The sequence below is a fragment of the Streptomyces sp. NPDC048018 genome (assembly GCF_043202995.1).
Classification (GTDB): domain Bacteria; phylum Actinomycetota; class Actinomycetes; order Streptomycetales; family Streptomycetaceae; genus Streptomyces.
In genome coordinates, this window is record NZ_JBIDBK010000004.1 from 440,691 (window position 1) to 464,147 (window position 23,457).

22 protein-coding genes are annotated in these 23,457 nt (G+C 73.7%); 10 read left to right on the plus strand and 12 right to left on the minus strand.

The window, feature by feature from the left end:
• Window positions 1–2 precede the first annotated feature (2 nt).
• From ACGF1Z_RS18020 to ACGF1Z_RS18035, 4 genes are read right to left on the minus strand one after another with little or no spacing between them, the layout of a single operon-like run.
• The gene (locus tag ACGF1Z_RS18020; RefSeq protein WP_393004941.1) at window positions 3–971 is read right to left on the minus strand and encodes an NADH-quinone oxidoreductase subunit H; all 969 of its coding nucleotides are present in this window, start codon (window positions 969–971) and stop codon (window positions 3–5) included.
• Window positions 968–2,431 carry an NADH-quinone oxidoreductase subunit C gene (locus tag ACGF1Z_RS18025; RefSeq protein ID WP_393004943.1) on the minus strand — a complete coding sequence of 488 codons (1,464 nt, stop codon included), beginning with the start codon at window positions 2,429–2,431 and terminating at the stop codon, window positions 968–970. The genes ACGF1Z_RS18020 and ACGF1Z_RS18025 overlap by 4 nt, the downstream gene beginning before the upstream one ends.
• A complete protein-coding gene (locus ACGF1Z_RS18030) occupies window positions 2,428–3,006 on the minus strand; it encodes an NADH-quinone oxidoreductase subunit B (RefSeq protein ID WP_393004945.1) in 579 nt (192 codons plus the stop codon). Before ACGF1Z_RS18030 ends, ACGF1Z_RS18025 begins: the two co-directional genes overlap by 4 nt.
• On the minus strand, window positions 2,997–3,440 hold the full coding sequence (locus tag ACGF1Z_RS18035; protein ID WP_393004947.1) for an NADH-quinone oxidoreductase subunit A: 444 nt from the start codon (window positions 3,438–3,440) through the stop codon (window positions 2,997–2,999). Before ACGF1Z_RS18035 ends, ACGF1Z_RS18030 begins: the two co-directional genes overlap by 10 nt.
• Before the next feature lie 158 nt (window positions 3,441–3,598).
• Here ACGF1Z_RS18035 and ACGF1Z_RS18040 point away from each other — a divergent pair, with 158 nt between their 5' ends.
• The 5 genes from ACGF1Z_RS18040 (at window position 3,599) to ACGF1Z_RS18060 (ending at window position 10,512) form a co-directional block, all read left to right on the plus strand.
• Window positions 3,599–4,777, plus strand: a complete 1,179-nt coding sequence (locus ACGF1Z_RS18040) for a sensor histidine kinase (protein WP_393004949.1) — start codon at window positions 3,599–3,601, stop codon at window positions 4,775–4,777.
• 304 nt (window positions 4,778–5,081) lie between these two features.
• The gene (locus ACGF1Z_RS18045) at window positions 5,082–6,368 is read left to right on the plus strand and encodes a sensor histidine kinase (RefSeq protein ID WP_393004951.1); all 1,287 of its coding nucleotides are present in this window, start codon (window positions 5,082–5,084) and stop codon (window positions 6,366–6,368) included.
• A gap of 188 nt (window positions 6,369–6,556) precedes the next feature.
• Complete coding sequence (locus ACGF1Z_RS18050) at window positions 6,557–7,216, plus strand: LuxR C-terminal-related transcriptional regulator (RefSeq protein ID WP_393004953.1); 660 nt, start codon at window positions 6,557–6,559, stop codon at window positions 7,214–7,216.
• A 313-nt stretch (window positions 7,217–7,529) separates the two neighbouring features.
• Window positions 7,530–9,467, plus strand: a complete 1,938-nt coding sequence (locus tag ACGF1Z_RS18055; protein WP_393004955.1) for a 2-oxoacid:acceptor oxidoreductase subunit alpha — start codon at window positions 7,530–7,532, stop codon at window positions 9,465–9,467.
• Window positions 9,460–10,512 (plus strand): 2-oxoacid:ferredoxin oxidoreductase subunit beta, encoded by a 1,053-nt coding sequence (locus tag ACGF1Z_RS18060; protein ID WP_393004957.1) that lies wholly within the window; start codon window positions 9,460–9,462, stop codon window positions 10,510–10,512. Before ACGF1Z_RS18055 ends, ACGF1Z_RS18060 begins: the two co-directional genes overlap by 8 nt.
• 19 nt (window positions 10,513–10,531) lie before the next feature.
• Here the strand turns inward: ACGF1Z_RS18060 and ACGF1Z_RS18065 are convergent, their stop codons facing one another.
• From ACGF1Z_RS18065 to ACGF1Z_RS18080, 4 genes are all read right to left on the minus strand, one after another.
• Window positions 10,532–12,706 carry a bifunctional serine/threonine-protein kinase/ABC transporter substrate-binding protein gene (locus ACGF1Z_RS18065; RefSeq protein ID WP_393004959.1) on the minus strand — a complete coding sequence of 725 codons (2,175 nt, stop codon included), beginning with the start codon at window positions 12,704–12,706 and terminating at the stop codon, window positions 10,532–10,534.
• Between the two features lies 1 nt (window position 12,707).
• Window positions 12,708–14,954, minus strand: a complete 2,247-nt coding sequence (locus ACGF1Z_RS18070; protein WP_393005656.1) for a bifunctional serine/threonine-protein kinase/ABC transporter substrate-binding protein — start codon at window positions 14,952–14,954, stop codon at window positions 12,708–12,710.
• Window positions 14,955–14,959: 5 nt separating this feature from the next.
• Entirely contained in the window at window positions 14,960–15,781 is an 822-nt protein-coding gene (locus tag ACGF1Z_RS18075; RefSeq protein WP_393004961.1) for a hypothetical protein, read from the minus strand.
• Window positions 15,782–15,872: 91 nt separating this feature from the next.
• Window positions 15,873–16,274 carry a winged helix-turn-helix transcriptional regulator gene (locus tag ACGF1Z_RS18080; RefSeq protein ID WP_393004963.1) on the minus strand — a complete coding sequence of 134 codons (402 nt, stop codon included), beginning with the start codon at window positions 16,272–16,274 and terminating at the stop codon, window positions 15,873–15,875.
• A 95-nt stretch (window positions 16,275–16,369) separates the two neighbouring features.
• Here ACGF1Z_RS18080 and ACGF1Z_RS18085 point away from each other — a divergent pair, with 95 nt between their 5' ends.
• Both ACGF1Z_RS18085 and rarD read left to right on the plus strand, forming a co-directional pair.
• Complete coding sequence (locus tag ACGF1Z_RS18085) at window positions 16,370–17,236, plus strand: NAD(P)H-binding protein (RefSeq protein ID WP_393004965.1); 867 nt, start codon at window positions 16,370–16,372, stop codon at window positions 17,234–17,236.
• Window positions 17,237–17,352: 116 nt separating this feature from the next.
• Window positions 17,353–18,420 carry an EamA family transporter RarD gene (rarD, locus tag ACGF1Z_RS18090; protein WP_393004967.1) on the plus strand — a complete coding sequence of 356 codons (1,068 nt, stop codon included), beginning with the start codon at window positions 17,353–17,355 and terminating at the stop codon, window positions 18,418–18,420.
• A gap of 28 nt (window positions 18,421–18,448) precedes the next feature.
• Here the strand turns inward: rarD and ACGF1Z_RS18095 are convergent, their stop codons facing one another.
• Window positions 18,449–18,766: a DUF6401 family natural product biosynthesis protein gene (locus ACGF1Z_RS18095; protein WP_393004970.1), complete on the minus strand. Its 318-nt coding sequence runs from the start codon at window positions 18,764–18,766 to the stop codon at window positions 18,449–18,451.
• 336 nt (window positions 18,767–19,102) lie between these two features.
• Here ACGF1Z_RS18095 and ACGF1Z_RS18100 point away from each other — a divergent pair, with 336 nt between their 5' ends.
• The 3 genes from ACGF1Z_RS18100 to ACGF1Z_RS18110 are packed head-to-tail and all read left to right on the plus strand — an operon-like array spanning window position 19,103 to window position 20,894.
• A complete protein-coding gene (locus ACGF1Z_RS18100; protein WP_393004972.1) occupies window positions 19,103–19,555 on the plus strand; it encodes a VOC family protein in 453 nt (150 codons plus the stop codon).
• 4 nt (window positions 19,556–19,559) lie between these two features.
• Entirely contained in the window at window positions 19,560–20,372 is an 813-nt protein-coding gene (gene dapB / locus ACGF1Z_RS18105) for a 4-hydroxy-tetrahydrodipicolinate reductase (RefSeq protein ID WP_393004974.1), read from the plus strand.
• A 24-nt stretch (window positions 20,373–20,396) separates the two neighbouring features.
• The gene (locus tag ACGF1Z_RS18110; RefSeq protein ID WP_393004976.1) at window positions 20,397–20,894 is read left to right on the plus strand and encodes a nuclear transport factor 2 family protein; all 498 of its coding nucleotides are present in this window, start codon (window positions 20,397–20,399) and stop codon (window positions 20,892–20,894) included.
• 176 nt (window positions 20,895–21,070) lie between these two features.
• Here the strand turns inward: ACGF1Z_RS18110 and ACGF1Z_RS18115 are convergent, their stop codons facing one another.
• The 3 genes from ACGF1Z_RS18115 to ACGF1Z_RS18125 all read right to left on the minus strand — a co-directional run bounded on the left by ACGF1Z_RS18115 (window position 21,071) and on the right by ACGF1Z_RS18125 (window position 23,446).
• A complete protein-coding gene (locus tag ACGF1Z_RS18115) occupies window positions 21,071–22,081 on the minus strand; it encodes a quinone oxidoreductase family protein (protein ID WP_393004978.1) in 1,011 nt (336 codons plus the stop codon).
• Between the two features lie 108 nt (window positions 22,082–22,189).
• Complete coding sequence (locus ACGF1Z_RS18120) at window positions 22,190–22,888, minus strand: DUF6882 domain-containing protein (RefSeq protein WP_393004980.1); 699 nt, start codon at window positions 22,886–22,888, stop codon at window positions 22,190–22,192.
• Between the two features lie 30 nt (window positions 22,889–22,918).
• Window positions 22,919–23,446 (minus strand): DUF1203 domain-containing protein, encoded by a 528-nt coding sequence (locus ACGF1Z_RS18125; protein WP_393004982.1) that lies wholly within the window; start codon window positions 23,444–23,446, stop codon window positions 22,919–22,921.
• Window positions 23,447–23,457: the final 11 nt, after the last annotated feature.

The window sequence follows — 23,457 nt, forward strand, 5'->3', positions numbered from 1 at the left end:
GGTTACTGGATCGCCACCTTCACGATGCCGGTGAGCGCGATCTGCGCGAGGGCGAGCGGGACGAGGGCCGTCCAGGCCAGCTTCTGCAGCTGGTCCTCGCGCAGGCGCGGGTAGCTCACCCGGAGCCAGATCACGACGAAGGCGAGGACGGCGACCTTGAGCAGGGTCCAGACCCAGCCGAGGCCGTCGGCGCCGAAGGGGCCGTGCCAGCCGCCGAGGAAGAGGACGGTGGTGAGGCCGCAGAGGACGACGATGCCGGCGTACTCGGCGAGCAGGAACAGCGCGAAGCGGAGACCGGTGTACTCGGTGTACGCGCCGAAGATGATCTCCGAGTCGGCGACGGGCATGTCGAACGGCGGCCGCTGGAGCTCGGCGAGCCCGGCGACGAAGAAGACCAGCGCGCCGACGATCTGCCAGGGCACCCACCACCACGCGAAGGCGTCGAGGATGCCGGGGATCGAGACGGTGCCGGCGGCCATCGCGACGGACGCGGCGGCGAGCAGCATCGGCAGCTCGTACGCGAGGAGCTGGGCGGCCGTACGGAGCGCGCCGAGCAGCGAGAACTTGTTGGCGGACGCCCAGCCGGCCATGAGCGAGCCGAGCACGCCGACGCCCATCACGGCGAGCACGAAGAACACGCCGGCGTCGACGACCTGCCCGACGGCGCCCTCACCGGGGCCGACGGGGATGGCGAGGAGGACGAGGAGGTACGGCAGGAGCGCGACGGCGGGCGCGAGCTGGAACACCCGCCGGTCGGCGTCCTTCGGTACGACGTCCTCCTTCTGTACGAACTTCACCCCGTCCGCGACGAGCTGCGCCCACCCGTGGAAACCACCGGCGTACATGGGCCCGAGCCGGCCCTGCATGTGCGCCATGACCTTGTGCTCGGTCTGCCCGACGACGAGCGGGAGCACGAGGAAGCACACGAAGACGACGACCAGCCGGAGGGCGACGTCGAGTACGTCGTTCACGCGGGATCGCCTCCGGCGGGGTCGGTGGGGTGGGTGGACTCGGACTCGGTGGACTCGGACTCGGTGGACTCGGACTCGGTGGGGGGCCGGCCGGGACGGTCGCCCTGCGCGGGCGGGGCGTCGGTGTCGGCTCCGCCCTGCGCGGGCTGCCCGTCGGCGTCGGTGTCGCCCTTCGCGGGCGGGGTGTCCGGCGCTGCCGGGGTGCCCGGGCCGGTGCCGTCGGCCTCGGAGGCCGGCGGCTCGGAAGCCGGTGCCTCGGAAGCCGGTGCCTCCGCGGTCTCGGCGGCCTCGGCGGTCTCGGCGGCCTCCGTGGCCCCCGCGGGCGGGGCCTGGGGCGCCGTGGACTCCTCGTCGAACGCCGGGCGGGCGTGGTGCCACGGGGCGTCCGAGCTGCGGGTACGCGGTGCGGGGGCGGGCGTCTGCGGCGCCGCGGCGGCCGCGCCCTCGCGCTGGCTCGCCGAACCGGCACTCGCGCTGCGGCTGCGCCGCGGACCGGCGGCGGGTGCGGGCGCGCCCGCGGTCCCGGGAGCGACGGGGGGCGCGGAGGCGTCGGTGGCGCCCGGCTCCGTCGCGGAGTCCCTGCGCCGGCTCGCCGAACCCTCCGCCGCCGTACGCGCCCGGCGCACCGGAGCGGACGGATCCGCCGGAGCCTGACTCGCCGAACCCTCCGCCGCCGTGCGGGCGCGGCGCACCGGAGCGGACGGATCCGCCGGAGCCTGGCTCGCCGAACCCTCCGCCGCCGTGCGGGCGCGGCGCACCGGGGCGGGCGGGTCCGTCTGGGCGGCCGAGCCCTCGGCCGCCGTGCGGGCGCGGCGGACCGGGCGGTCGCCGGCGGCGGCCCGGGCGGGGCGGGCGGGGGCGGCGGGGAGCCGGCCCTTCATCGGGCCCCATTCGTTCGGGTCGGGGACGCCCGGCGGGAGCATCTGGCGGCGCTTCGGGGCGTGGGGGTCGTGCGACTCCCCCGGCTCCTTCGCGCCGGGCCAGGCCTTGGCCACGCGGGCGGCGAGGACGAAGTCCTTGCGCAGCGGGTGGCCCTCGAAGTTCTCCGGGAGGAGGAGGTGCACCAGGTGCGGGTGGTCCGTGAAGGTCACGCCGAACATCTCGTACGTCTCGCGCTCGTGCCACGCGGCGCCCGCGTACACCGCGACCGCCGACGGCAGGGTCGCGGCCGCGTGCGGGACGGTCGTGCGGAGCAGGAGGCGGCGCACGTTGCCCCGGTCCACCGACGCCACGTGCGCGCAGACGCGGAAACCGGTGCCGGGCTCGTCGACGGCGCTCAGCCAGTCGAAGTACGTGAGCCCGAGCTTGTCCCGGGCGATCTCCAGCGCGGCGATCCAGGACGCGGTCGGGACGTCGACGGTCAGCAGGTCGTACGCCTGCTCCGCGGTCGCCTCCTCGCCGAAGACCTCCGTGACGGAGTCCGGGAGCGTGTCGTAGGCGTTCGTGCCGTGGTCGTTCACCGGACGTCGCCTCCCGCCGGCTTCGGGGGCTCGACGAGACCGCTGGTCAGCTGCGCCACGGACGGGTCCCCGGCGCCGTAGCGCTCGCCCAGGCTCTCCGCGGCGATCTTCTCCTGGAGCTTGAGGATGCCCTGGAGCAGGGCTTCCGGGCGCGGCGGGCAGCCGGGGACGTAGACGTCGACCGGGATGATCTGGTCGACGCCCTTCGTCACCGAGTACGAGTCCCAGTACGGGCCGCCGCAGTTCGAGCAGGCGCCGAAGGAGATGACGTACTTCGGCTCGGGCATCTGCTCGTAGAGGCGCTTCACGGCCGGTGCCATCTTGTCCGTCACCGTGCCGGAGACGATCATCAGGTCGGCCTGGCGCGGGCCTGGCGCGAAGGGGATCACGCCGAGCCGGATGAAGTCGTGGCGGGCCATCGACGCGGCGATGAACTCGATCGCGCAGCAGGCGAGGCCGAAGTTGAAGACCCACAGGCTGTAGCGGCGGCCCCAGTTCAGGACCACCTTCATCGGCTCGGGGGCCAGGCGGGCGAGCGGGCCCAGCTTCGGGGCCGGCAGGGGTGTTACGTCCATGCCAGAACGCCCTTCCTGTACGCGTAGAGCAGTCCCACGGCGAGGAAGCCGAGGAAGACGAACATCTCGACCAGCGTCGTCGCCCCGAAGCCCGGAGCGGCGAAGACCGTCGCCCAGGGGAAGAGGAAGATCGAGTCGACGGCGAAGATCACGTAGAGGAAGGCGTACACGTAGTAGCGGACCTGCGTGTGGGCCCAGCCCTCCCCGACCGGGTCGACACCGCACTCGTAGGTGAGGAGCTTCTCCGGGGTCGGCACGACGGGCCGCAGCAGCCTGGCCGCACCGAACGCGACCGCCACGAAGAGCACGCCGAGGACGGCGAGCAGTCCGACGACGGAGTACGTCTGGAAATAGTCCGCCGCGTGACCCGCCGCTTGGTCCGCCGCGACAACGGTCGGTTCCCGCACGTCCGCCCCTCGGTCTCGGTGTCTCATCTTTCACGTCGCTTACGCACGCGAGTCTAGGCCCTGTTAAAGGGGGTGTAAGCAGTCGCGGGTGAGGTGAGGGACACCGCCCGGTGGGGTTATCCCCCCGGCGCCTCACCCACCTTCCCCATGGCGTCCCGGGGGCCCCGCCCGGCAGGCTTGCGCCCATGAGCGACCACACCGACACCCCGCCGCCGCCCGCACGCCTCGCCTACGGCCGGCACACCTGGAAGGAGGTCGCCCACCTCCTGGCCGATCTGCCGTGCGCGCTCGCCGGTTTCCTCTACGCCGTCGTGACCGTCGCGCTCGGCGTCGGCCTGGCCGTCACCGTCATCGGCCTGCCGCTGCTCGCCCTGGGGCTCGCCGGGGCGCGCGGCATGGCGCGGGCGGAGCGGGCCCGGGCGCGGGGACTGCTCGGGGTGCGCGTGGACGAGCCGAGCCGGCTGCCGCGGCGGCACGGGTTCTTCGCCTGGCTGTGGGCGCAGCTGAAGGACCCGGTGGCGTGGCGCAGCCAGCTGTACGGGTTCGTGCGGCTGCCGTGGGGGGTGCTGACCTTCACGCTGACGCTGGTGTCGCTGATCGTGCTGTGGCCGGTGCTGCCGTTCATCGCCCGCGGGCTCGGCAACGCCGACCGGGCCATGGTGCGCGGGCTGCTCTCGCCCTCCGACGAGCTGGAGCGGCGGATCGCCGAGCTGGAGTCGGACCGGGGCGTGGTCGTGGACACCGCGGCCGCCGACCTGCGGCGCATCGAGCGCGACCTGCACGACGGCGCGCAGGCGCGGCTCGTGGCGCTCGCCATGGGGCTCGGGCTCGCGAAGGAGAAGCTGCTCGACGACCCGGAGGCCGCGGCGGCCATGGTCGGCGAGGCGCACGGCGAGGTGAAGCTCGCCCTGCAGGAGCTGCGCGACCTGGCCCGCGGCATCCATCCGGCCGTCCTCACCGACCGCGGCCTCGACGCCGCCCTGTCGGCGGTGTCCGCCCGCTGCACCGTGCCCGTGAAGGTCTCGGTGGACCTGGCCGAGCGGCCCGCCGAGGCCATCGAGGGCATCGCGTACTTCACCGTCTCGGAGCTGCTCCAGAACGTCTCGAAGCACTCCCGCGCCCGTTCCGCCTCGGTGGAGGTGTGGCGGGCGGAGGACCGCCTCATGCTCCGGATCGGGGACGACGGGGTGGGCGGCGCCCGCGTCGACGGCGGCGGTACGGGCATGGCGGGCCTCGCGGAGCGGCTCGGCGCGGTCGACGGCGTCTTCGTCGTGGACTCCCCGGAGGGCGGGCCGACCGTGGTCACGGCCGAACTGCCCTGGCGCGACCGCACCCCCGGCGCCGCCCGCCCGCCCCGCCCCTGACCGGGCACCCGCCGCCGCGCCCCACCGGGCCGGCGGCGAACGGCCGGGTGCGGTCGACCCCACCGGGCGCGACCGACCCCACGGGGCGCGACCGGCGGCGCCCCACCGGGAGCTGCCGACCGCGCCCGCCCGGCCGCCCGGCCGCCCGGCCGATGGCGCCCGCCCGCCCCGTCGGCGGGCGCTCCCCTCGGCGTCGGTAGGGAAATCCCCCCTCCGCAGACGCCCACTCGCCTCATGGTCCGGCCCCCTCCCCGACCGGGAGGGTGGAAGCGACCACCACCACCGCCGCAGAAACGGACCCCCGATGGCCTTCCACCGCCTCCCCGCCGCCGTCCGCGCGCCGATCGAAGGACGCACCTGGCGCGAGCTCGGCTACGTCCTGACCGGTCTGCCGCTGAGCGTCGTGTACTTCTCCTTCGCCGTCGCCCTGGTGTCGGCCGGTGCCGGACTGCTCGTCACCTTCCTCGGCATCCCGGTGCTGGCGGGCGCGCTCGCGCTGTGCCGGGGGTTCGGCGCGGTGGAGCGGGCCCGGGCGCGCGGCATGCTCGGGCTGGACGTGGCGGCGCCGCTGCCGGCCCGGGGGCGGACCGGCGGGGCGCTGCCGTGGATGGGGGCGACGCTGAAGAGCGGGGCGTCCTGGCGGCATCTGCTGTACGCCCTGCTGCACATGCCGTGGGCGGTGTTCTCCTTCTCCCTGGCCGTCGCGCTCTGGGGGTGGGGCTGGAGCCTGTTCACGTACCCGCTGTGGCAGTGGGTCTTCCCGATGTACGCCGGGCAGGCCGGGCTCCAGCTGTACGGCGACGACACCCACAGCGTCTACCTGGACTCGACGTTCGAGGTCGCGTTCACCTCGGCGGTGGGCCTGGTGTTCGTCCTCGTCGGGCCGTGGGTCCTGCGCGGACTGGTCGCGGTCGACCGGCTGATGGTGTCGGGGCTGCTGGGGCCGTCGCGGCTGGCCTCGCGCGTGACGGAGCTGGAGTCGGACCGGGGCGTGGTCGTGGACACCGCGGCCGCCGACCTGCGGCGCATCGAGCGCGACCTGCACGACGGCGCGCAGGCGCGGCTCGTGGCGCTCGCCATGGACCTGGGCCTGGCGAAGGACCGGCTGGCGACGGATCCGCAGGCCGCGGCGACCATGGTGGACGAGGCGCACGGCGAGGTGAAGCTCGCCCTGCAGGAGCTGCGCGACCTGGCCCGCGGCATCCATCCGGCCGTCCTCACCGACCGCGGCCTCGACGCCGCCCTGTCGGCGGTGTCCGCCCGCTGCACCGTGCCGGTCTCGGTGGTCGTGGACCTGCCGGCCCGGCCGACGGCGGCCATCGAGGGCATCGCGTACTTCACGGTCTCCGAGCTGCTCCAGAACGTCTCCAAGCACGCGAAGGCCCGCCGGGCCTGGGTGGACGTGTGGCGGACGGACGACCGTCTGATGCTCCAGGTCCGGGACGACGGCGTGGGCGGCGCGGACCCGGCGGCCGGGCGGGGCCTCGCGGGGCTGGCGGACCGCCTCGACGCCGTCGACGGTGTCCTGGCGGTCGACTCCCCGTCCGGCGGCCCGACGACGGTCACGGCGGAGCTGCCCTGGCGGGTGTGACCCGGAGGCGCCCTGCCCGCCTCCGCGCCCCCTACCGACCGGGACCTCTGGCCCAGTTGAACCCCTCTGCCGCCCACGGCGTCCTTTCTGCTGCGATGCTGGGGACCGCTCAGCTCGATCAGAGAGGCAGGGACGTGACGGACTTGGGGACGGACAGGGGGTCCCCCGGGGGTACGGCCCCGGGGGGAGTGCGAGTGGTCATCGCCGAGGACTCGGTGCTGCTGCGCGAGGGTCTGACCCGTCTGCTCACCGACCTCGGGCACGAGGTGGTCGCCGGCGTCGGCGACGGTGAGGCGCTGGTGAAGACCGTGTCCGATCTCGCGGGCGAGGGCGCCCTGCCGGACGTGGTCGTGGCGGACGTACGGATGCCTCCCACGCACACCGACGAGGGGGTCCGGGCCGCGGTGCGACTGCGGAAGGAGCATCCCGGGATCGGGGTGCTGGTGCTGTCGCAGTACGTGGAGGAGCAGTACGCCACCGAGCTGCTGGCCGGGTCCAGCACGGGCGTCGGGTATCTGCTGAAGGACCGGGTCGCCGAGGTCCGGGAGTTCGTGGACGCGGTCGTGCGGGTGGCGCACGGCGGTACGGCGCTGGATCCGGAGGTGGTGGCGCAGCTGCTGGGCCGGAGCCGCAAGCAGGACGTGCTCGCGGGGCTGACGCCGCGCGAGCGCGAGGTCCTGGGGCTGATGGCCGAGGGGCGTACGAATTCCGCCATCGCGAAGCAGCTCGTGGTGAGCGACGGCGCGGTGGAGAAGCACATCAGCAACATCTTCCTGAAGCTGGGCCTGTCGCCCAGTGACGGGGATCACCGCCGCGTCCTGGCGGTGCTCACCTACCTCAATTCCTGATGAACTGACACCCTGTCAGACAGTTTCGGCCGACGTGGGTCGCGGAGCGCAGGAGAAACCCCGCTCCGTGACCGAGAATGAGCGGTGCGTCACCCCCGGCTGGACGCGGGGGTTCACAGAGAGCGACAATTGACAATAAAAGGGCGTCTTGGGCGTCTCAAAACGGGGTCCACGATGCGAGAAGTCCCGGGACGGCCCACCTCACGGACGTAGGGTGGGCCACGGGACGGCCGGTACGCCGGTCGTCTCCCGAGCCTCTCCGCAGGTGCCAGCCCCGTCGGAGAGACCCTTGCCGCGAGGGAGGTCCAGTTCAGTGACCAGCCAGGTCAGTAGCGAGGCCGGTGAGGCCCTGGTCGGGGAGCAGCGCAGCGCCCCGGCGACGGCCGACCACGGTTCCGCCAAGGAAGTCCGCCGGCTCGACCGGGTGATCATCCGCTTCGCGGGCGACTCCGGTGACGGCATGCAGCTCACAGGTGACCGGTTCACGTCGGAGACGGCGTCCTTCGGGAACGACCTGTCGACGCTGCCGAACTTCCCGGCGGAGATCCGGGCGCCCGCCGGCACCCTGCCGGGCGTGTCCTCGTTCCAGCTCCACTTCGCCGACCACGACATCCTGACCCCGGGCGACGCCCCGAACGTGCTGGTCGCGATGAACCCGGCCGCGCTGAAGGCGAACATCGGGGACGTGCCGCGCGGCGGCGAGATCATCGTCAACACGGACGAGTTCGCCAAGCGCGCCATGGCCAAGGTGGGCTACGAGACCTCCCCCCTGGAGGACGGCTCGCTAGCCGGGTACCACGTGCATCCGGTGCCGCTGACGACGCTCACGGTCGAGGCCCTGAAGGACTTCGGCCTGTCCAGGAAGGAGGCCGAGCGCAGCAAGAACATGTTCGCGCTCGGACTGCTGTCCTGGATGTACCACCGGCCCACCGAAGGCACCGAGACCTTCCTGCGCCAGAAGTTCGCGAAGAAGCCGCAGATCGCCGAGGCGAACGTGGCCGCCTTCCGGGCCGGCTGGAACTTCGGCGAGACCACCGAGGACTTCGCCGTCTCCTACGAGGTCGCCCCGGCGACCCGGGCCTTCCCGACCGGCACGTACCGCAACATCTCCGGGAACCTGGCCCTCTCGTACGGCCTGATCGCCGCCTCCCGCCAGGCGGACCTGCCGCTCTACCTCGGCTCGTACCCGATCACCCCGGCCTCGGACATCCTGCACGAGCTGAGCAGGCACAAGAACTTCGGCGTGCGCACCTTCCAGGCCGAGGACGAGATCGCCGGCATCGGCGCCGCGCTGGGCGCCGCCTTCGGCGGCTCGCTCGCCGTGACGACGACCTCCGGCCCGGGCGTCGCGCTCAAGTCCGAGACCATCGGACTCGCCGTCTCCCTCGAACTGCCGCTGCTCATCGTCGACATCCAGCGCGGCGGCCCGTCCACCGGTCTGCCCACCAAGACCGAGCAGGCCGACCTGCTGCAGGCCATGTACGGGCGCAACGGCGAGGCCCCCGTGCCGATCGTCGCGCCGCGCACGCCCGCCGACTGCTTCGCCGCGGCGCTCGACGCGGCCCGGATCGCGCTCACCTACCGCACCCCGGTCCTGCTGCTCTCCGACGGCTACCTCGCCAACGGCTCCGAGCCCTGGCGGATCCCCGAGGTCGACGAACTCCCGGACCTGACGACCACGTTCGCCACCGGCCCGAACCACACCCTGGCCGACGGCACCGAGGTCTTCTGGCCGTACAAGCGCGACCCCGAGACCCTCGCCCGGCCCTGGGCCCTGCCCGGCACCCCCGGCCTCGAACACCGCATCGGCGGCATCGAGAAGCAGGACGGCACCGGCAACATCTCGTACGACCCCGCCAACCACGACTTCATGGTCCGGGTCCGGCAGGCCAAGATCGACGGCATCGAGGTGCCCGACGTCGAGGTCGACGACCCGGACGGCGCGACGACCCTCGTGCTCGGCTGGGGCTCCACCTACGGACCGATCACCGCCGCCGTACGCCGGCTGCGGGCGGCCGGCCACCCCGTCGCCCAGGCCCATCTGCGCCACCTCAACCCCTTCCCGAAGAACCTCGGCGAGGTCCTCGCGCGCTACGAGAAGGTGGTGGTCCCCGAGATGAACCTGGGCCAGCTCGCCACCCTCCTCCGGGCCCGGTACCTCGTCGACGCCCGGAGCCACACCCAGGTCAACGGAATGCCGTTCAAGGCCGAGCAGCTCGCCGCCGTTCTCAAGGAGGCCATCGATGCCTGAGCCCCTGCTGCACCTGGTGCCCAAGGCCGAGGCCGCGCAGTCGATGAAGGACTTCAAGTCGGACCAGGAGGTCCGCTGGTGTCCCGGCTGCGGTGACTACGCGGTCCTCGCCGCCGTGCAGGGATTCATGCCCGAACTCGGACTGGCGAAGGAGAACATCGTCTTCGTCTCCGGCATCGGCTGCTCCTCCCGCTTCCCGTACTACATGAACACCTACGGGATGCACTCGATCCACGGACGCGCCCCGGCCATCGCCACCGGTCTCGCCACCTCGCGCCGCGACCTGTCCGTCTGGGTCGTCACCGGGGACGGCGACGCGCTGTCCATCGGCGGCAACCACCTCATCCACGCCCTGCGCCGCAACGTCAACCTGAAGATCCTGCTCTTCAACAACCGGATCTACGGGCTCACCAAGGGCCAGTACAGCCCCACCTCCGAGGTCGGCAAGATCACCAAGTCGACCCCGATGGGATCGCTCGACGCCCCCTTCAACCCGGTGTCGCTGGCGCTCGGCGCCGAGGCGAGCTTCGTGGCCCGGACGGTCGACTCCGACCGCAAGCACCTCACGGAGGTGCTCCGGCAGGCCTCCGAGCACAACGGCACGGCACTGGTGGAGATCTACCAGAACTGCAACATCTTCAACGACGGCGCCTTCGAGGTCCTGAAGGACAACGACCAGGCGAAGGAGGCGGTCATCCGCCTGGAGCACGGGCAGCCGATCCGCTTCGGCGCCGCGTCCGACAAGGGCGTCGTCCGCGACCCGGCCACCGGCGACCTCAAGGTCGTCACGGTCACCCCCGCGAACGAGGCCCAGGTGCTCGTCCACGACGCCCACTCCGCGTCGCCGACCACCGCCTTCGCCCTGTCCCGGCTCGCCGACCCGGACACGCTGCACCAGACGCCCATCGGGGTGTTCCGGTCGGTGGAGCGACCGGTGTACGACACCCTGATGGCCGAGCAGTTGGAGAAGGCCGTCGAGCAGCAGGGCAAGGGCGACCTGTCCCAGCTGCTCACCGGCAAGGACACCTGGACGGTGGTGGGCTGACGGGGGCTCCGGCCCTCCGTCAGCCCCGCTGCGCCGCCTCGGCGAACGGGCCGAGGCAGCGCGGCGCTCCCGACCGGACCTGCCACAGGTAGAGGCCTTCGAGAGTGGACTTCGAGTCGTCACTGGCGCGCGCGTTGTAGGCCCTCGCCACCCCCGTGAACGCCACGTCGTCCGTCATGAGCGCGTTGGCGATCGCCGAGCCCTTGATCCCGGCGTTCCTGCCGATCGCGGTGCTCAGCGCCTTCCCCAGCCAGTACAGGGCGTCGTAGGCCTCCACCGCGTACCGGTCGATCCGGTCGGTGGCGGCGAGGTGCCAGCGCCTGCGGTACGCGGCCGCGAACTCCCTGGCCGAGGGGACCGTGTCGGGGTCGACGTAGCTGGTGCCGAAGTACCAGCCCTCGGCGGCGGGGCCCGCCAGGGTCAGGAACTCGGGTTCCAGCACGTACTCCACGCTTCCGCGCGGCCCCCGGTACCCCGCCTCGTGCAGGGCCCTGGCGCACAGGGCCCCCCGGCGTGGCGAGTTCCCCGCGTACATCACGCCCTGCGGGGAGGTGGCGAGGGCGGCGCGGACCGCGGGCCCGAAGTCCTCGCTTTCGGCGGCGACCTCGTGGGAGGTGACGGTGCCGCGGGCGGGGGGCGAGCTCTTCATGCTGCGGACGGCGAACCAGCTGTAGGTGCCGGCCGCCCGGTCGTGGATGACCGCGGTGCGGCCGAGCCGGTGCTCGGAGAGGTAGCGGGCGAAGGGCACGATCATCACGTCGGGGACCGGCCGCGGTTCGAAGTAGGTGCGGGACTCCGGTGTCTGTCCCCGGAGGGTCCCGTTGGGGACCGACGCCACCATGCTCATCATCGGCACCTTCGCGTCGACGAGCACGTCCGCCGCCGCCAGGGCCGTCTCCGGGGTCGGCGGCCCGATGACGGCGACCAGGGACGGGTCCCTGAGCAGGGTGCGCGCCGCGGCGGCGGCCCGCGCGCGGTCGTTGCCGTGGTCCACGGTCGTGACCCTCAGGTCGAAGGGCCGCCCCTCACGGGCGTTGAAGGTCTCCGCCGCGAGGCGCAGCCCGCGGTCCTGGGCGCGCCCGTCCGCCTTCCTCGGGCCGCTGAGGTCGGTCAGGACACCGAGCGTGTAGGTCGCCCGGGGGGCGCCGCCGGTGCCGCCGGCCGTGGCGCCGGCGGGGTCGCGGCCGAGCAGCCAGGCGGTGAGGCCGCCGGCCGCGGCGACGGCCCCGGCCGAGCCGAGGACGAGCAGTCTGCGGCGCGAAGTCCCCTGGGGTTCCTCCGGGTTCAGCATCGTGGGGTCGGCGACCGGCAGGTCGAGGACCCGGGAGGAGCGCCGGGCGATCAGGGCGGGCAGGCCGGGCGGCAGCCAGTCCCCCGCCGGGCCGTCGGCGGCGCCCAGAGCGGTCCGCACCTCGGCGGCGGTGGGCCGGTCGGCGGGGTCCTTGGCGAGGCAGGCCGCGACCAGGGGCAGCAGCGTCTCCGGCAGCCCGTCGAGGTCGGGTTCCTCGTGGACGGTGCGGTAGACCACCGCGGCGACGCCGCCGGTGCCGAAGGGGCGGCGGCCGGTCAGCGCGTAGGCGAGGACGCAGCCGAGCGAGAAGACGTCGGCGGCCGGGCCGACCTCGCCCGCGCCCATGACCCGGGCCTGTTCGGGGGCGAGGAAGCCGGGGGTGCCGATCATCGCGTCGGTGGCGGTGAGCGCGGTGGCCCCGGTGACGCGGGCGATGCCGAAGTCGATGAGCCGGGGCCCGTCGAGGGCGAGGAGGACGTTGCCGGGCTTGACGTCGCGGTGGACGAGTCCGGCCCCGTGCATGTCGTGGAGGGCGTCGGCGAGCCGGGCGCCGAGCGCCCGGACGGCCGGCTCGGGCAGGGCGCCGTGCAGCTCGACGGCCTCGGCGAGCGAGGGACCGGGCACGAACTCGGTGGCCAGCCACGGCTCGCGGGCCTCCGGGTCGGCGCCGAGCACCCGGACGACCCAGCGGCCGGTGATCCGTTCCGCGGTGGCCGCCTCGCGCCGGAAGCGGGCCCGGAAGCCGGTGTCGGCGGCGTGCTCGGCCCGGATGAGCTTGACAGCGGCGAGGGCGCCGCCGGCGGAACGGGCGAGGTAGACCACGCCCATGCCGCCGGCTCCGAGCCGTCCGAGCAGCCGGTATCCGGCGATCGTGGAGGGATCGGCCTTCTTGAGCGGCTGCACGTCAGCTCTTCTTGTTGGCGGGGAGGGCCGGGGCGGAGCCGATGGCCTTGTACGCCCCGTTCTCCACGCCGTAGACGAACGTGCCGACGCCCTTCAGCTCGCCGTGCTCGTCGAACTGGTAGCCCCCCATGGCGCCGGTGTAGGTCTGCGAACGCAGGGCCTGCCAGAGGCCCTTGCGGGTCAGCGGGCCCTTGGCCGCGTGGGCGGAGAGCCAGGAGGTGACCATGTTGACGACGTCGTAGGACTCGCCCGTGTAGTAGGCGGGGTCGGTGCCGTAGCGCTTGCGGTGGGCGGTGAGGAGGTCCTGCACGGCCTTGTGGTCGGCGGCCTTCAGCTTCGGGTCGGCGGCCCGGGCGACCGGGTCGACGACCGGCGCGCAGACGAACCAGCCCTCGGCGTCGGCTCCGGCCTCCTTCAGGAAGGCGGTGCCGAAGACGTGCTGGCCGGTGAACCTGGGGCCGGTGAAGCCGAGTTCCTTGAGGGCGCGGGCGGCGCGGACGGCCGTGGAGCGGACGCCGCAGTGGATGTACGCGTCGATGCCGGCGTCGATCATCTCCCCGATGATCTTCCGGTAGTCGGTGGCCCGGCCGGGGACCACCCGGAAGTGGGGGGTGATGCCGGCCTGCTTGAAGCCGAAGCGGACGCCGCCGGTGTACTGCCAGCTGTACTGGTCGTCGGTGCGCTCCTGGAGGACGCCGGGGCGGCGGATCTGCGGCAGCAGCGTGGCCGTCCAGGCGAGGTAGGTGCCCGCCATGATGTGGTTCGGGATGGCGCGCAGCACGGTGGTGTTCGGCGGGCTGGGCGCGGCGCGCAGGGCGAGCATGTTGTAGCCGGCCGAGACGGTGAGGAGCGGCAGACCGGCCTCCTCGAAGGCGGGCAGGGCGGCCTGGCCGGTGTCGTCGGACGTGGGGCCGAGGACGGCGACCACGGAGGGGTCGGTGGTCAGTCGGCGGGCGGCGGCGAGGGCGCCGCCGCGGTCCCCGCGGTCGTCGGACACCTTGAGCGCAAGGGTGAAGGGCTTTCCCCTGTGCCGGGCGTTGAACTGCTCGACGGCGAGGCGGGCGCCGCGTTCCTGGGCCTGCCCGATCTCCTTGGCGGGCCCGGACAGGTCGGCGAGGAGGCCGATGGCCCAGGTGGTCCGCTTCGGCGCGGGTGCCTTGCCGTCGCCCTTGGTGTCGTCGTCGCGCCGCGCGTCGACCAGCGCGTAGGCCCCGCCGCCGGCCGCGAGCACGGCCGCTGCCGCGCCGAGCAGCAGGAAGCCGCGTCTGCCGGTCTTCGGCGCCGCGGCCGGGCCGGTGCCGGGCGCGGTCGCGTCGATGGCGGGGAGCGCGAGCATCGCGGCCGAGCGGGCGGCGATGGTGGTGACGACGGGCGCCGGCAGCCAGTCGGCGGCGGCCCCCGGCGCGTCCTCGGTGAGCCGGGCGGCGACCTCCTCGGCCGTGGGCCGCTCGGCCGGCCGCTTGGCGAGGCACTGCCGTACGAGGGGGAGCAGGCCGTCGGGCACGCCGGCGAGGTCGGGCTCGTCGTGCACGGTCCGGTAGAGCAGCGCGTCCAGGCTGCCGCTGCCGAACGGCGGGCGGCCGGTGGCCGCGAAGGCGAGGAGGCAGCCGAGGGCGAAGACGTCGGCGGCCGGGCCGATCTCCGGGGCGCGGGCCTCGGCCTGTTCGGGGGCGAGGAAGCCGGGGGTGCCGACGACCATGTCGGCCGAGGTGAGCCCGGTCTCCCCGGTCACGCGGGCGATGCCGAAGTCGATCAGCCGGGGGCCGTCGACGGCGAGCAGGATGTTCCCGGGCTTCACGTCCCGGTGGACGAGCCCGGCCGTGTGCACGGCGGCCAGCGCACGGGCCACGGCCCCGCCGAGGATCCGTACGCTCCGCTCGGGCAGCGGTCCGTGCCCGCGGACCGCCTCGCCGAGGGACGGACCGGGCACGAAGGCGGTGGCCATCCACGGCTCCGGCGCGTCGGGGTCGGCGCCGAGCACCGGGACGGCCCAGGGGCTGACGACCCGGCGGGCGGCCTCGACCTCGCGGCGGAAGCGGGCCCGGAAGTCGGCCTGGTCGGCCTGCTCGGCGTGGGTGACCTTGACGGCGGCGAGTTCGCCGTTGGCGGTGCGCCCCAGGTAGACGACGCCCATGCCGCCGGCGCCGAGGCGCCCGAGGAGCCGGTAGCCGGCGAGCTGGGACGGGTCGGAGGGGAGCAGCGGCTGGAGGGCGCCGGGCTCGGGGGCTCCGGGCGCGGGCTGGGCCATCGGGCTCACGACTGGGCTCCCAACTGCGCCTTGACGCGTTCCTGCATCGTCACGTTGGCCCGGACCTGGTCGGGGTTGACGTCGGCCTCGGTGTAGCCGGGGGCTCCCTTGACGACGGTGGCGACGGTGACCTGGCCGATGCGGGTCTGGTACCACGTGTAGAACTGGCGTCCCTTGAAGGCGTCGTTGAGGTAGAAGCCGCGTTCCAGGACGGAGTCGGTCGTGGTGACGTTGCCGCCGATGCCGTAGGGGGTGCCGAGGGACATGAGGTCGGTGATGCGTTCGCCCTCGCGCAGTCGCTGGCCGGGGCAGCGCAGTGCCTCCTCCAGCGTCTCGGCCATCTCCCAGTCGGCGTCGGACTCGGTGCGGTGCACGGTGACGGTCGCGGCGACCCGCAGCACGCTCTTGCCGCCGGCGGCCGGGACCTCGCTGTAGGCGGTGACGCTGGACAGCACGCTGCCGGGGCGCTCGCCACCCTCCCAGGTGCAGTCCTCGTCGAGCACCGGCCAGGAGCCGGGGGTGCTCAGGTAGGGGGTGCGCTTGACGTAGTCCGGGCCCCAGCCGTCGGGGCCGGCGACGATCGCGAGGGCGATGCGTTCGGCGTCGGCCGCGGTCTTCGGCGCGCGCGACGGGTCCGGGGTGAAGCCGATGCCGGTCGGGGTCGGGCTCGCGGGCGCCGGCGCGCTGGTGCTCGTGCCGCCCTTGCCGGCGGTCTTCCCCGCGCCCTCGGTCCCGCCGGTCCCTCCGTCGCCCGCGGAGCAGCCGGCCAGGAGCAGCGCCGCGCCCGCCGTCATCACCCCGCAAGCGCGCAGCAGTCTTCGCCTCACGTGCGCCACGATTCCCCCCACAAACGGTCACGGAACCCCCGTAGGTGAGCGATCGTACGCCGGGCGGCACCAACGGACCCTGGCTACAACATCATTGGGACGAATCACGTACGGAGTCGTAGCGGACGCGGGCCTCCAGGACCGGGCCGAGCCGGCGCTCGGTCCAGCGGCCGAGCTCGGCGACCAGGAGGGCGGCCTCGGTGCCGAGTCCGGTGAGGCTGTAGTCGACGCGGGGCGGGATGACCGGCTTGGCGTCGCGGTGCACGAAGCCGTCGCGCTCCAGGGTCTGCAGGGTCTGGGCGAGCATCTTCTCGCTGACGCCGCCGATGTGCCGGCGCAGTTCGCTGAAGCGGTACGTGCGCTCCAGGAGCGCGATGAGGATGAGGACGCCCCAGCGGCTGGTGACGTGCTCCAGGACCAGCCGCGAGGGACACATGGCGTCGTTGATGTCCGGCCGCGGGGGCACGCCGGCCCTTTCCTCACTTACTTCCATACCAGTACCTTACTTCAAAGTGGGTACTTACGAATAGATAGCGCTGGTCTTACGGTGAGTGCATCACCCCGCGAAGCACAGAGGAGATCACCGTCATGAGCATCGTCGTCACCGGAGCCACCGGTCAGCTCGGCCGCCTCGTCATCGACGAGCTGCTGGACCGCGTCCCCGCCGGGTCTGTCGCCGCCGTCGTCCGCGACAAGGACAAGGCGGCCGGCCTCGCGGAGCGCGGGGTCGAGCTGCGGATCGGCGACTACAGCAGGCCCGAGACGCTCGCGGACGCGTTCGCGGCCGGCGACCGGGTGCTGCTGATCTCCGGCAGCGAGGTCGGGCAGCGGGTCGCCCAGCACACGGCCGTCATCGCCGCCGCCAAGGCCGCCGGGGTCGCCCAGCTCGCCTACACCGGCATCCTCGGCGGCCCCGAGGCCGACTTCGGCCTCGCCGACGAGCACAAGGCGACCGAGCAGGCGGTCCTCGACTCCGGCCTGCCGTACACCTTCCTCCGCAACGGCTGGTACACCGAGAACTACACCGCCAACCTGGCGCCCGTCCTCGCCCACGGCGCCGTCGTCGCGAACGCCGGCGAGGGCCGGGTCGCCTCCGCCCCCCGCGCCGACTACGCCGCCGCGGCCGCGGCCGTCCTCACCGGTCCGCTCGACGAGCACCTGGGCCGCGCCTACGAGCTGAGCGGCGACGTGTCGTGGTCCTTCGCCGAGTACGCGGCGGAGGTGGCGCGGGCCTCCGGCCAGGAGGTCACGTACACGAACGTGCCCGCCGCCACCCACCGGGAGATCCTCGTCGGCGCCGGCGTCCCGGCCCCCTTCGCCGAGATCCTCGTGGAGGTGGACGAGGCCGTGGCGCGTGGCGCGCTGGCCGCGCGCGGCGACGACCTCTCGCGCCTCATCGGGCGCCCGACGACGCCGGTCGCGGAGACGATCCGGGCGGCGCTCGCCGACGCGTGAGACGAGGTGCTTGATCCGTCAGGACCGTATGGCGATACGGGCATGACAGCCGGCCCCTCGCGGCGCTACCTTTCGACTGGACGCGCGGCGCAGGGCCGGCAGGGGCTGGAGGTCCGGTGAAGACGGAGCACGACGAACGATCAGGACTGATCTACGGAATCGCCGCCTACGGCATCTGGGGCCTGTTCCCCCTCTACTGGCCCCTCCTCCAGCCCGCGGGAGCGGTCGAGATCCTCGCCCACCGGATGGTCTGGTCGCTCGTCGTGGTCGCCCTCGCCCTGCTGGCCCTGCGCCGCTGGGCCTGGGTGGGAGAGCTCGTCCGCTCCCCGCGCCGACTGGCCCTGATCGCCCTCGCGGCGGGCCTGATCACGGTCAACTGGGGCGTCTACATCTGGGCCGTCAACGCCGGCCACGTCGTCGAGGCCTCGCTCGGCTACTTCATCAACCCGCTCGTGAGCATCGCCCTCGGCGTGCTGGTCCTCAAGGAGCGCCTTCGGCCCGCCCAGTGGGCGGCCGTCGGGATCGCCCTCGCCGCCGTCGTCGTCCTCGCGATCGGCTACGGGCGGCTGCCGTGGATCTCGCTCGTCCTGGCCTGCTCCTTCGGCACCTACGGCCTGGTGAAGAAGAAGGTGAACATCGGCGGCCTGGAGTCGCTCGCCGCCGAGACCGCCGTCCAGTTCCTCCCGGCGATGGGCTACCTCGTCTGGCTCGGGGCGCAGGGCGAGTCCACCTTCACCTCCGGAGGCGCCGGCCACGCCGCCCTGCTCGCGACGACCGGCGTGATCACGGCGGTGCCGCTGGTCGCCTTCGGCGCCGCGGCCATCCGCGTCCCGCTCTCCACCCTCGGCCTGCTCCAGTACCTGGCGCCGGTCTTCCAGTTCCTGCTGGGCATCCTCTACTTCCACGAGGCGATGCCGCCGGAGCGCTGGGCCGGCTTCTCGCTGGTGTGGCTGGCCCTGTCGGTCCTGACCTGGGACGGCCTGCGAACGGCCCGGCGCAGCCGGGAGGCACTGGCCGCGGCGGCCGTCGCGGCGACGGCGGCGGCGGCTACGGCGACCTCGGCGACGGGCGTGGCGGGGGCGGCGACGGGGGCGGCGACGGGTGCGGCGGCGGCCGCCGGTCTCGTCACCGCGGCCGGACCCGGCGACGGGGACACCGACAGCGCACCGCTTCCGGCGCCGTAGGACCTGCGCGGCCCCCGCCGCCCCGGTCTCAGGCGGCCAGCAGGTCGTGTTCGCGGATCAGCCAGCAGACGGCGGTCAGTCGCAGCGTGGCGAAGTCGTGGCCGACGGGCGCGACCCAGTCGGCCTCGGTCAGCCGGTCGGTGAAGCCCAGGACGTAGTCCGCGAGTTCCTCGCGGGCCACCGTGCGGGCATGCGGGCCCCGCTGGGCGGGCACGAGCGCATCGCACACGGCCGCCGCGTGCTGGTCGACGGCGGCCACGAGCGCCGGCTCGAAGGAGAACCCCGAGAGCCGGGGCATGTACGCGGCGGCGACACCGACCAGGGGACAGTCGGGCGAATCGTTCATCCCTCCACATTAGGCGCGGAACGCGTACCTCAGACCGTGAGCTTGGTCGCAGCTCCGGGGGCCTCGCGGGCGTCTCCCGGACCCCCTCAGACGTCTCCCCGGCAGCCTCGCGGGCATCGCCCCCGGGGGGCCTCGCGGGCATCCCGTCAGGTCGCCCTCGAACCCGCCCGCGAACGTCTCCCCGGGTCCGCGACCGCTCCCGGCCCCCGTTCCTGCGGAGGAGCGCCGGTACGAGATCGCGGCGGCGCACCAGGCCCATGGCGCGCGCGAGGCGGCGGACCGGATGCGTGGCGTGGCCTGACGGGCGGCGCCGGCGCCGCCCCCTATAAAGGGGCGATGACCGCACTCCACTGGAAGCTCGTCATCGACGCGGCGGATCCGCACGCCCAGGCCGCCTTCTGGTCCGCCGCCCTCCACTACCGGCGGGAGGACCACGGCGCCCTCGTCGAGCGGCTGCTCGCCGCCGGCGCCGCCCCGCCCGAGGCCACCCTGACCGTCGACGGGCGCCCGGCCTGGCGGGACCTGGCGGCGGTCCGGCACCCGGACGAACCGTTCGACCCGGCCTCCGACACGGGCCTGGGGCGCCGCATCCTCTTCCAGCGCGTCCCCGAGCCGAAGGCGGGGAAGAACCGCCTCCACCTGGACCTGCATCCCGATCCGGGCACCCGCGAGGCCGAGGTGGCGCGGCTCGAAGGGCTGGGCGCGAAGGTCCTCCGCCAGGTGGCGGAACCGGGCGGCTCGTGGACGGTCATGGCGGACCCGGAGGAGAACGAGTTCTGCGTACATTGACCCCATGTCGCCCCGCATGATCCGAGTCTGCTTCGCCGGGATCACCGGCTGGACCGCGCCGCCGATCGTCGCCGCCCTCGACCGGGCCGAGGACCTCACCCTGGTGTCCGGGGTCTCCCGGTCCTCCGCCGGCCGGTCCCTGGCCGAGGCGGTCGGGTCCCGGGCGGAGGGGCAGGTCTACGGCTCGGTCGCGGAGGCGCTCGCGGCCGAACCGGCGGACGTGCTCGTCGACTACACGAGCGCGGCCTCCGTCGGGCCGCACGTCCGGACGGCGATCGAGGCGGGCGTCCACGTCGTGGTCGGCTCCAGCGGTCTGACCGCCGAGGACTACGCCGCACTGGACGCGCTCGCCCGGGAGCGGGGCGTCGGGGTGATCGCGGCGGGCAACTTCTCCGTCATGGCCGCCGTCCTCTCCCGCGCGGCCGCGCTCGCGGCCGAGCACCTGGAGCACTGGGAGATCATCGACTACGCGAGCGCGACCAAGCCGGACGTGCCGAGCGGTACCGCCCGCGAGCTCGCCGAGTCCCTCGGCGCGATCCGCGCACCCGAACAGGGCGTTCCCGATGCCGAGTTGATCGGCCCGCCGGAGGCGCGCGGCGCGGAGGTGGCGGGCGGCCGGGTGCACTCGGTGCGCCTGCCGAGCTTCGTCGTCAGCACCGAGGTCGTCTTCGGCGGTGACGGCGAGCGGCTCACCCTCCGCCACGACGCGGGCGCCACCCCCGACCCGTACACGACGGGGACGCTGCTCGCCGTACGGCGGGTGGGCGGGACGGTGGGCGTGCGCCGCGGACTGGACTCCCTGCTCTTCGACGTCTGACGATCACCCTGCTAGGAAGGCGGGATGAGAGCCGAACGCCTTGACGGAACAGACCTTCTGCTCGCCGAGCGGGCCTGCGAGCGCCTGATCGTCGACTTCGTGCACAAGCTCGACCTGGGCGAACCCGGCGACGTGGCCGAGCTGTTCACCGAGGACGGGTACTGGTACTGGCCGGAGGGCGAGCGCCGCATCCGGGGCCGGGACGCCCTCCGCGCCTACTTCGCCGGCCGCCCCGCGGACCGGCTCTCACGCCGGATGTGCACGAACATCCTGGTCACGGTCACCTCGGCCACCACGGCGACCGCCGTCACCTACTTCACGACCTACCGTGCCGACGGATACGCGGGCGGCTTCGTGCCGCCACGGGCCCCGACGCAGGTCGGCCACTACGAGGACACGTTCCGGAAGAGCGACGGCCGATGGCTCCTCGACTCCCGCACCCTGTTCCTGGCCTTCGCCGGACCGACCGAGCAGCTCACGGCACCCGACGCCGACGATCCGTCCGGCGCGCTCGGCAGCTGACCGAACGCGCGTGCCTGCCCTCCGGATTGACGCCGGAAGGCAGGCACGGTCCGAGCGGCGGCGGCCAGGGCGCGTATCGAGGAGCAGGCCGAGAGCGAGTTCTGGCGGCTCTCCGGCGCATCCGGGTTGCGTATCCGCGTCTCCGTCTGCGCGATCCCCGACCTCGTCGTCCGCGATCAGCTCCGCGTCTCCTCGCGGCGTCCACCGGCGGCCGCATCGGGGACGACGAGCAGCTTGCCGGTGGTGCGCCGAGCCTCCAGATCGCTGTGGGCCCGGGCGGCCTCGGACAATGCGTAGCGGCCCGTCACGGTGACCTCAAGTGCCTTGGAGCGCACCCACTCGAACACGTCGGCGGCCCGTCGGAGCAGTTCGGACCGGTCGGCGATGAAGTGCCCGAGGCTGGGCCGGATCAGGGTCAGCGAACCGCCCTGGGCGAGCCGCATCGGATCGAACGGCGGCACGGCACCACTTGCCGCGCCGAAGAGCACGAGGTGGCCGCGGGTGCGCAGGCTGGCGAGGCTCGCATCGAAGGTGTGCGCGCCGACGCCGTCGAAGACGACCGGCAGTCCCCGACCGCCGTTGAGCCGCCGCACCTCGGCCGCGAGATCGTCGACCGCGGAGGAGACGATCACCTCGGCGGCCCCGGCACGCTTCGCCGACTCGGCCTTCGCCGTGGTCGACGTCGTGCCGATCACCCTGCCGCCGAGATGGGTGATGAGCTGTGTCAGAAGCAGCCCCATGCCGCCGGCGGCCGCATGCACGAGCACCGTGTCGCCCGCCTGAACCGGGTAGGCGTCCTTGACGAGATAGTGCGCGGTCATGCCTTGGAGAAGCACGGCGGCGGCCGTCTCGAAACCGATGTCGTCGGGCAGCGGCACCAGCCGGGAGGAGTCCACGACGGCCCGCTCGGCATACGTGCCGGGAATCTCCACCCAGCCGACCCGGTCCCCGACGGCGACCTCAGAGACGCCGGGTCCCACTTCGACGACCGTACCGGCGCCCTCCGTGCCCGGGGTGAAGGGCAGCGGAAGGCTGTACCGGCCTTCGCGGTGGTAGACGTCGAGGAAGTTGACCCCGGATGCGGCGACCTCCACGACCGCCTCGCCCGGCCCCGGCCGCGGCTGGTCCACCGTGACCTCCTGCAGCACCTCGGGACCGCCCACCTGGTGCACCTGAATCGCTCGCATGACCCTCCCCTGTCGACTCACCGACCACCAACCCCGTTGACGGCGATCCGATTCCCGGAAGGCGCAAGCCCCCGCAAGCCGCGTCCCCGACCTGACGAGGCCGTACACCTAGCCCTGGGACAGCGCCGTGAGCTGGACGCCGGCGATGCGACCCAGCGGGTCGAAGGCGATCTCGACGGTGCTGCCTCCGGGGAGTTCGGCGACGATCCGGTCGTCGCCCTCGGTGCGGCGGGGCAGGTGGTGGTGGTCGAGATAGCCCTCGACCACCTGCCGTGGCGAGTGGCCGATGAGGCCGGCGCCGGTGAGCAGAGTGCGCGGCAGGGAGACCGGGTCCAGGGCGGCTCGCGGCACCTGCGGGTCGTCGGGGAGGAAGTACACCTGGGTGGCGGGACCTGCCGGCACCCCGATGTAGCCGGGTGCCTCGGCGACCCCCATGCCCGTGAACGCGAGCGTCTCGGCGGCCCGCCGGGGGTCGTCGAAGCCGGACAGGTCCACGACCTCGTCGGTGAGTTCGGCGATGCCGTGCGCCCGCCCGTAGCGCTCGACGGCGGCGGCCAGGGCGACCACCTCGGTGCCGCGCAGCCCGGGGTTCGCCCAGCCCCACATCCAGGACCGCTCCTCCATGTCGTACGTGCCGAGGACGGCGACCCGCAGATCGAGCCCGCCCTGGCGGTAGCGGCAGGCGGGGAGGTCGGCGGTCCAGTCCCCCTCGGGCAGGAAGGCCATCAGTACTTCGAGCTGGGCCGCCCCCCAGGCGGCATGCCGTTCGGCCTCGGAAAGGAACGCGTCGCTGAAGGAGCTCACCATGACCTCGACCCTAGCGCCCGTCCCCACACGCTAGTTCGGGCGCCGCACCTCGAACTGGAAGCAGCCGTACTCGACCGCCCTGACGTGCACGAGGGCGACGTCCGGGTCCGCGAAGGCCTCGTCCAGGGCCCGGTCGAAGCCCTGGGTGGCGGCCGCGGGGATCTCCAGGAGCCGCCCGCCGACGATCCGCCCGGCCGCGTCGTAGCGGCGCAGGGTGCGCAGCGCGCCGGGCCGGTCGAAGGGGTAGCGCCCCGGCTCCCCGCCGTCCGGTCCGCCGCACTCCTCGGCGTGGACGAACACGGGTCCCTGCTCGTCGTACGCCCCGGGCTCGGCACCGCTCGCGGCCGCCCAGCGGCGCAGCGGCGCGTACGCCACGAGCGCGATCCGCTCCCCCGGCGCGACGGCACGCAGGCAGCAGCGCAGCGGGCTCCCGACCCCGCTCTCCTCGGTCGCGGCGTACGCGTGACACGGCCGGCCGGCGTCGTCACGGAGCCGCAGCTCGGCGAGGACCTCGGGCGGGATGGGCAGGGCGGTGTAGGCGGTGCGGATGGTGTCCATGCCCCCACCCT

What these genes read in the sequence shown, in the direction of transcription:
- ACGF1Z_RS18030 (WP_393004945.1), bottom strand. Translation starts at nt 3,006, where the DNA reads ATGGACGTAACACCCCTGCCGGCCCCGAAGCTGGGCCCGCTCGCCCGC.
- ACGF1Z_RS18035 (WP_393004947.1), bottom strand. Translation starts at nt 3,440, where the DNA reads ATGAGACACCGAGACCGAGGGGCGGACGTGCGGGAACCGACCGTTGTC.
- dapB (WP_393004974.1), top strand. Translation starts at nt 19,560, where the DNA reads ATGTCGCCCCGCATGATCCGAGTCTGCTTCGCCGGGATCACCGGCTGG.
- ACGF1Z_RS18080 (WP_393004963.1), bottom strand. Translation starts at nt 16,274, where the DNA reads ATGGAAGTAAGTGAGGAAAGGGCCGGCGTGCCCCCGCGGCCGGACATC.
- ACGF1Z_RS18095 (WP_393004970.1), bottom strand. Translation starts at nt 18,766, where the DNA reads ATGAACGATTCGCCCGACTGTCCCCTGGTCGGTGTCGCCGCCGCGTAC.
- ACGF1Z_RS18100 (WP_393004972.1), top strand. Translation starts at nt 19,103, where the DNA reads ATGACCGCACTCCACTGGAAGCTCGTCATCGACGCGGCGGATCCGCAC.
- ACGF1Z_RS18120 (WP_393004980.1), bottom strand. Translation starts at nt 22,888, where the DNA reads ATGGTGAGCTCCTTCAGCGACGCGTTCCTTTCCGAGGCCGAACGGCAT.
- ACGF1Z_RS18040 (WP_393004949.1), top strand. Translation starts at nt 3,599, where the DNA reads ATGAGCGACCACACCGACACCCCGCCGCCGCCCGCACGCCTCGCCTAC.
- ACGF1Z_RS18060 (WP_393004957.1), top strand. Translation starts at nt 9,460, where the DNA reads ATGCCTGAGCCCCTGCTGCACCTGGTGCCCAAGGCCGAGGCCGCGCAG.
- ACGF1Z_RS18070 (WP_393005656.1), bottom strand. Translation starts at nt 14,954, where the DNA reads ATGGCCCAGCCCGCGCCCGGAGCCCCCGAGCCCGGCGCCCTCCAGCCG.
- ACGF1Z_RS18085 (WP_393004965.1), top strand. Translation starts at nt 16,370, where the DNA reads ATGAGCATCGTCGTCACCGGAGCCACCGGTCAGCTCGGCCGCCTCGTC.
- ACGF1Z_RS18125 (WP_393004982.1), bottom strand. Translation starts at nt 23,446, where the DNA reads ATGGACACCATCCGCACCGCCTACACCGCCCTGCCCATCCCGCCCGAG.
- ACGF1Z_RS18110 (WP_393004976.1), top strand. Translation starts at nt 20,397, where the DNA reads ATGAGAGCCGAACGCCTTGACGGAACAGACCTTCTGCTCGCCGAGCGG.
- ACGF1Z_RS18045 (WP_393004951.1), top strand. Translation starts at nt 5,082, where the DNA reads ATGGCCTTCCACCGCCTCCCCGCCGCCGTCCGCGCGCCGATCGAAGGA.
- ACGF1Z_RS18115 (WP_393004978.1), bottom strand. Translation starts at nt 22,081, where the DNA reads ATGCGAGCGATTCAGGTGCACCAGGTGGGCGGTCCCGAGGTGCTGCAG.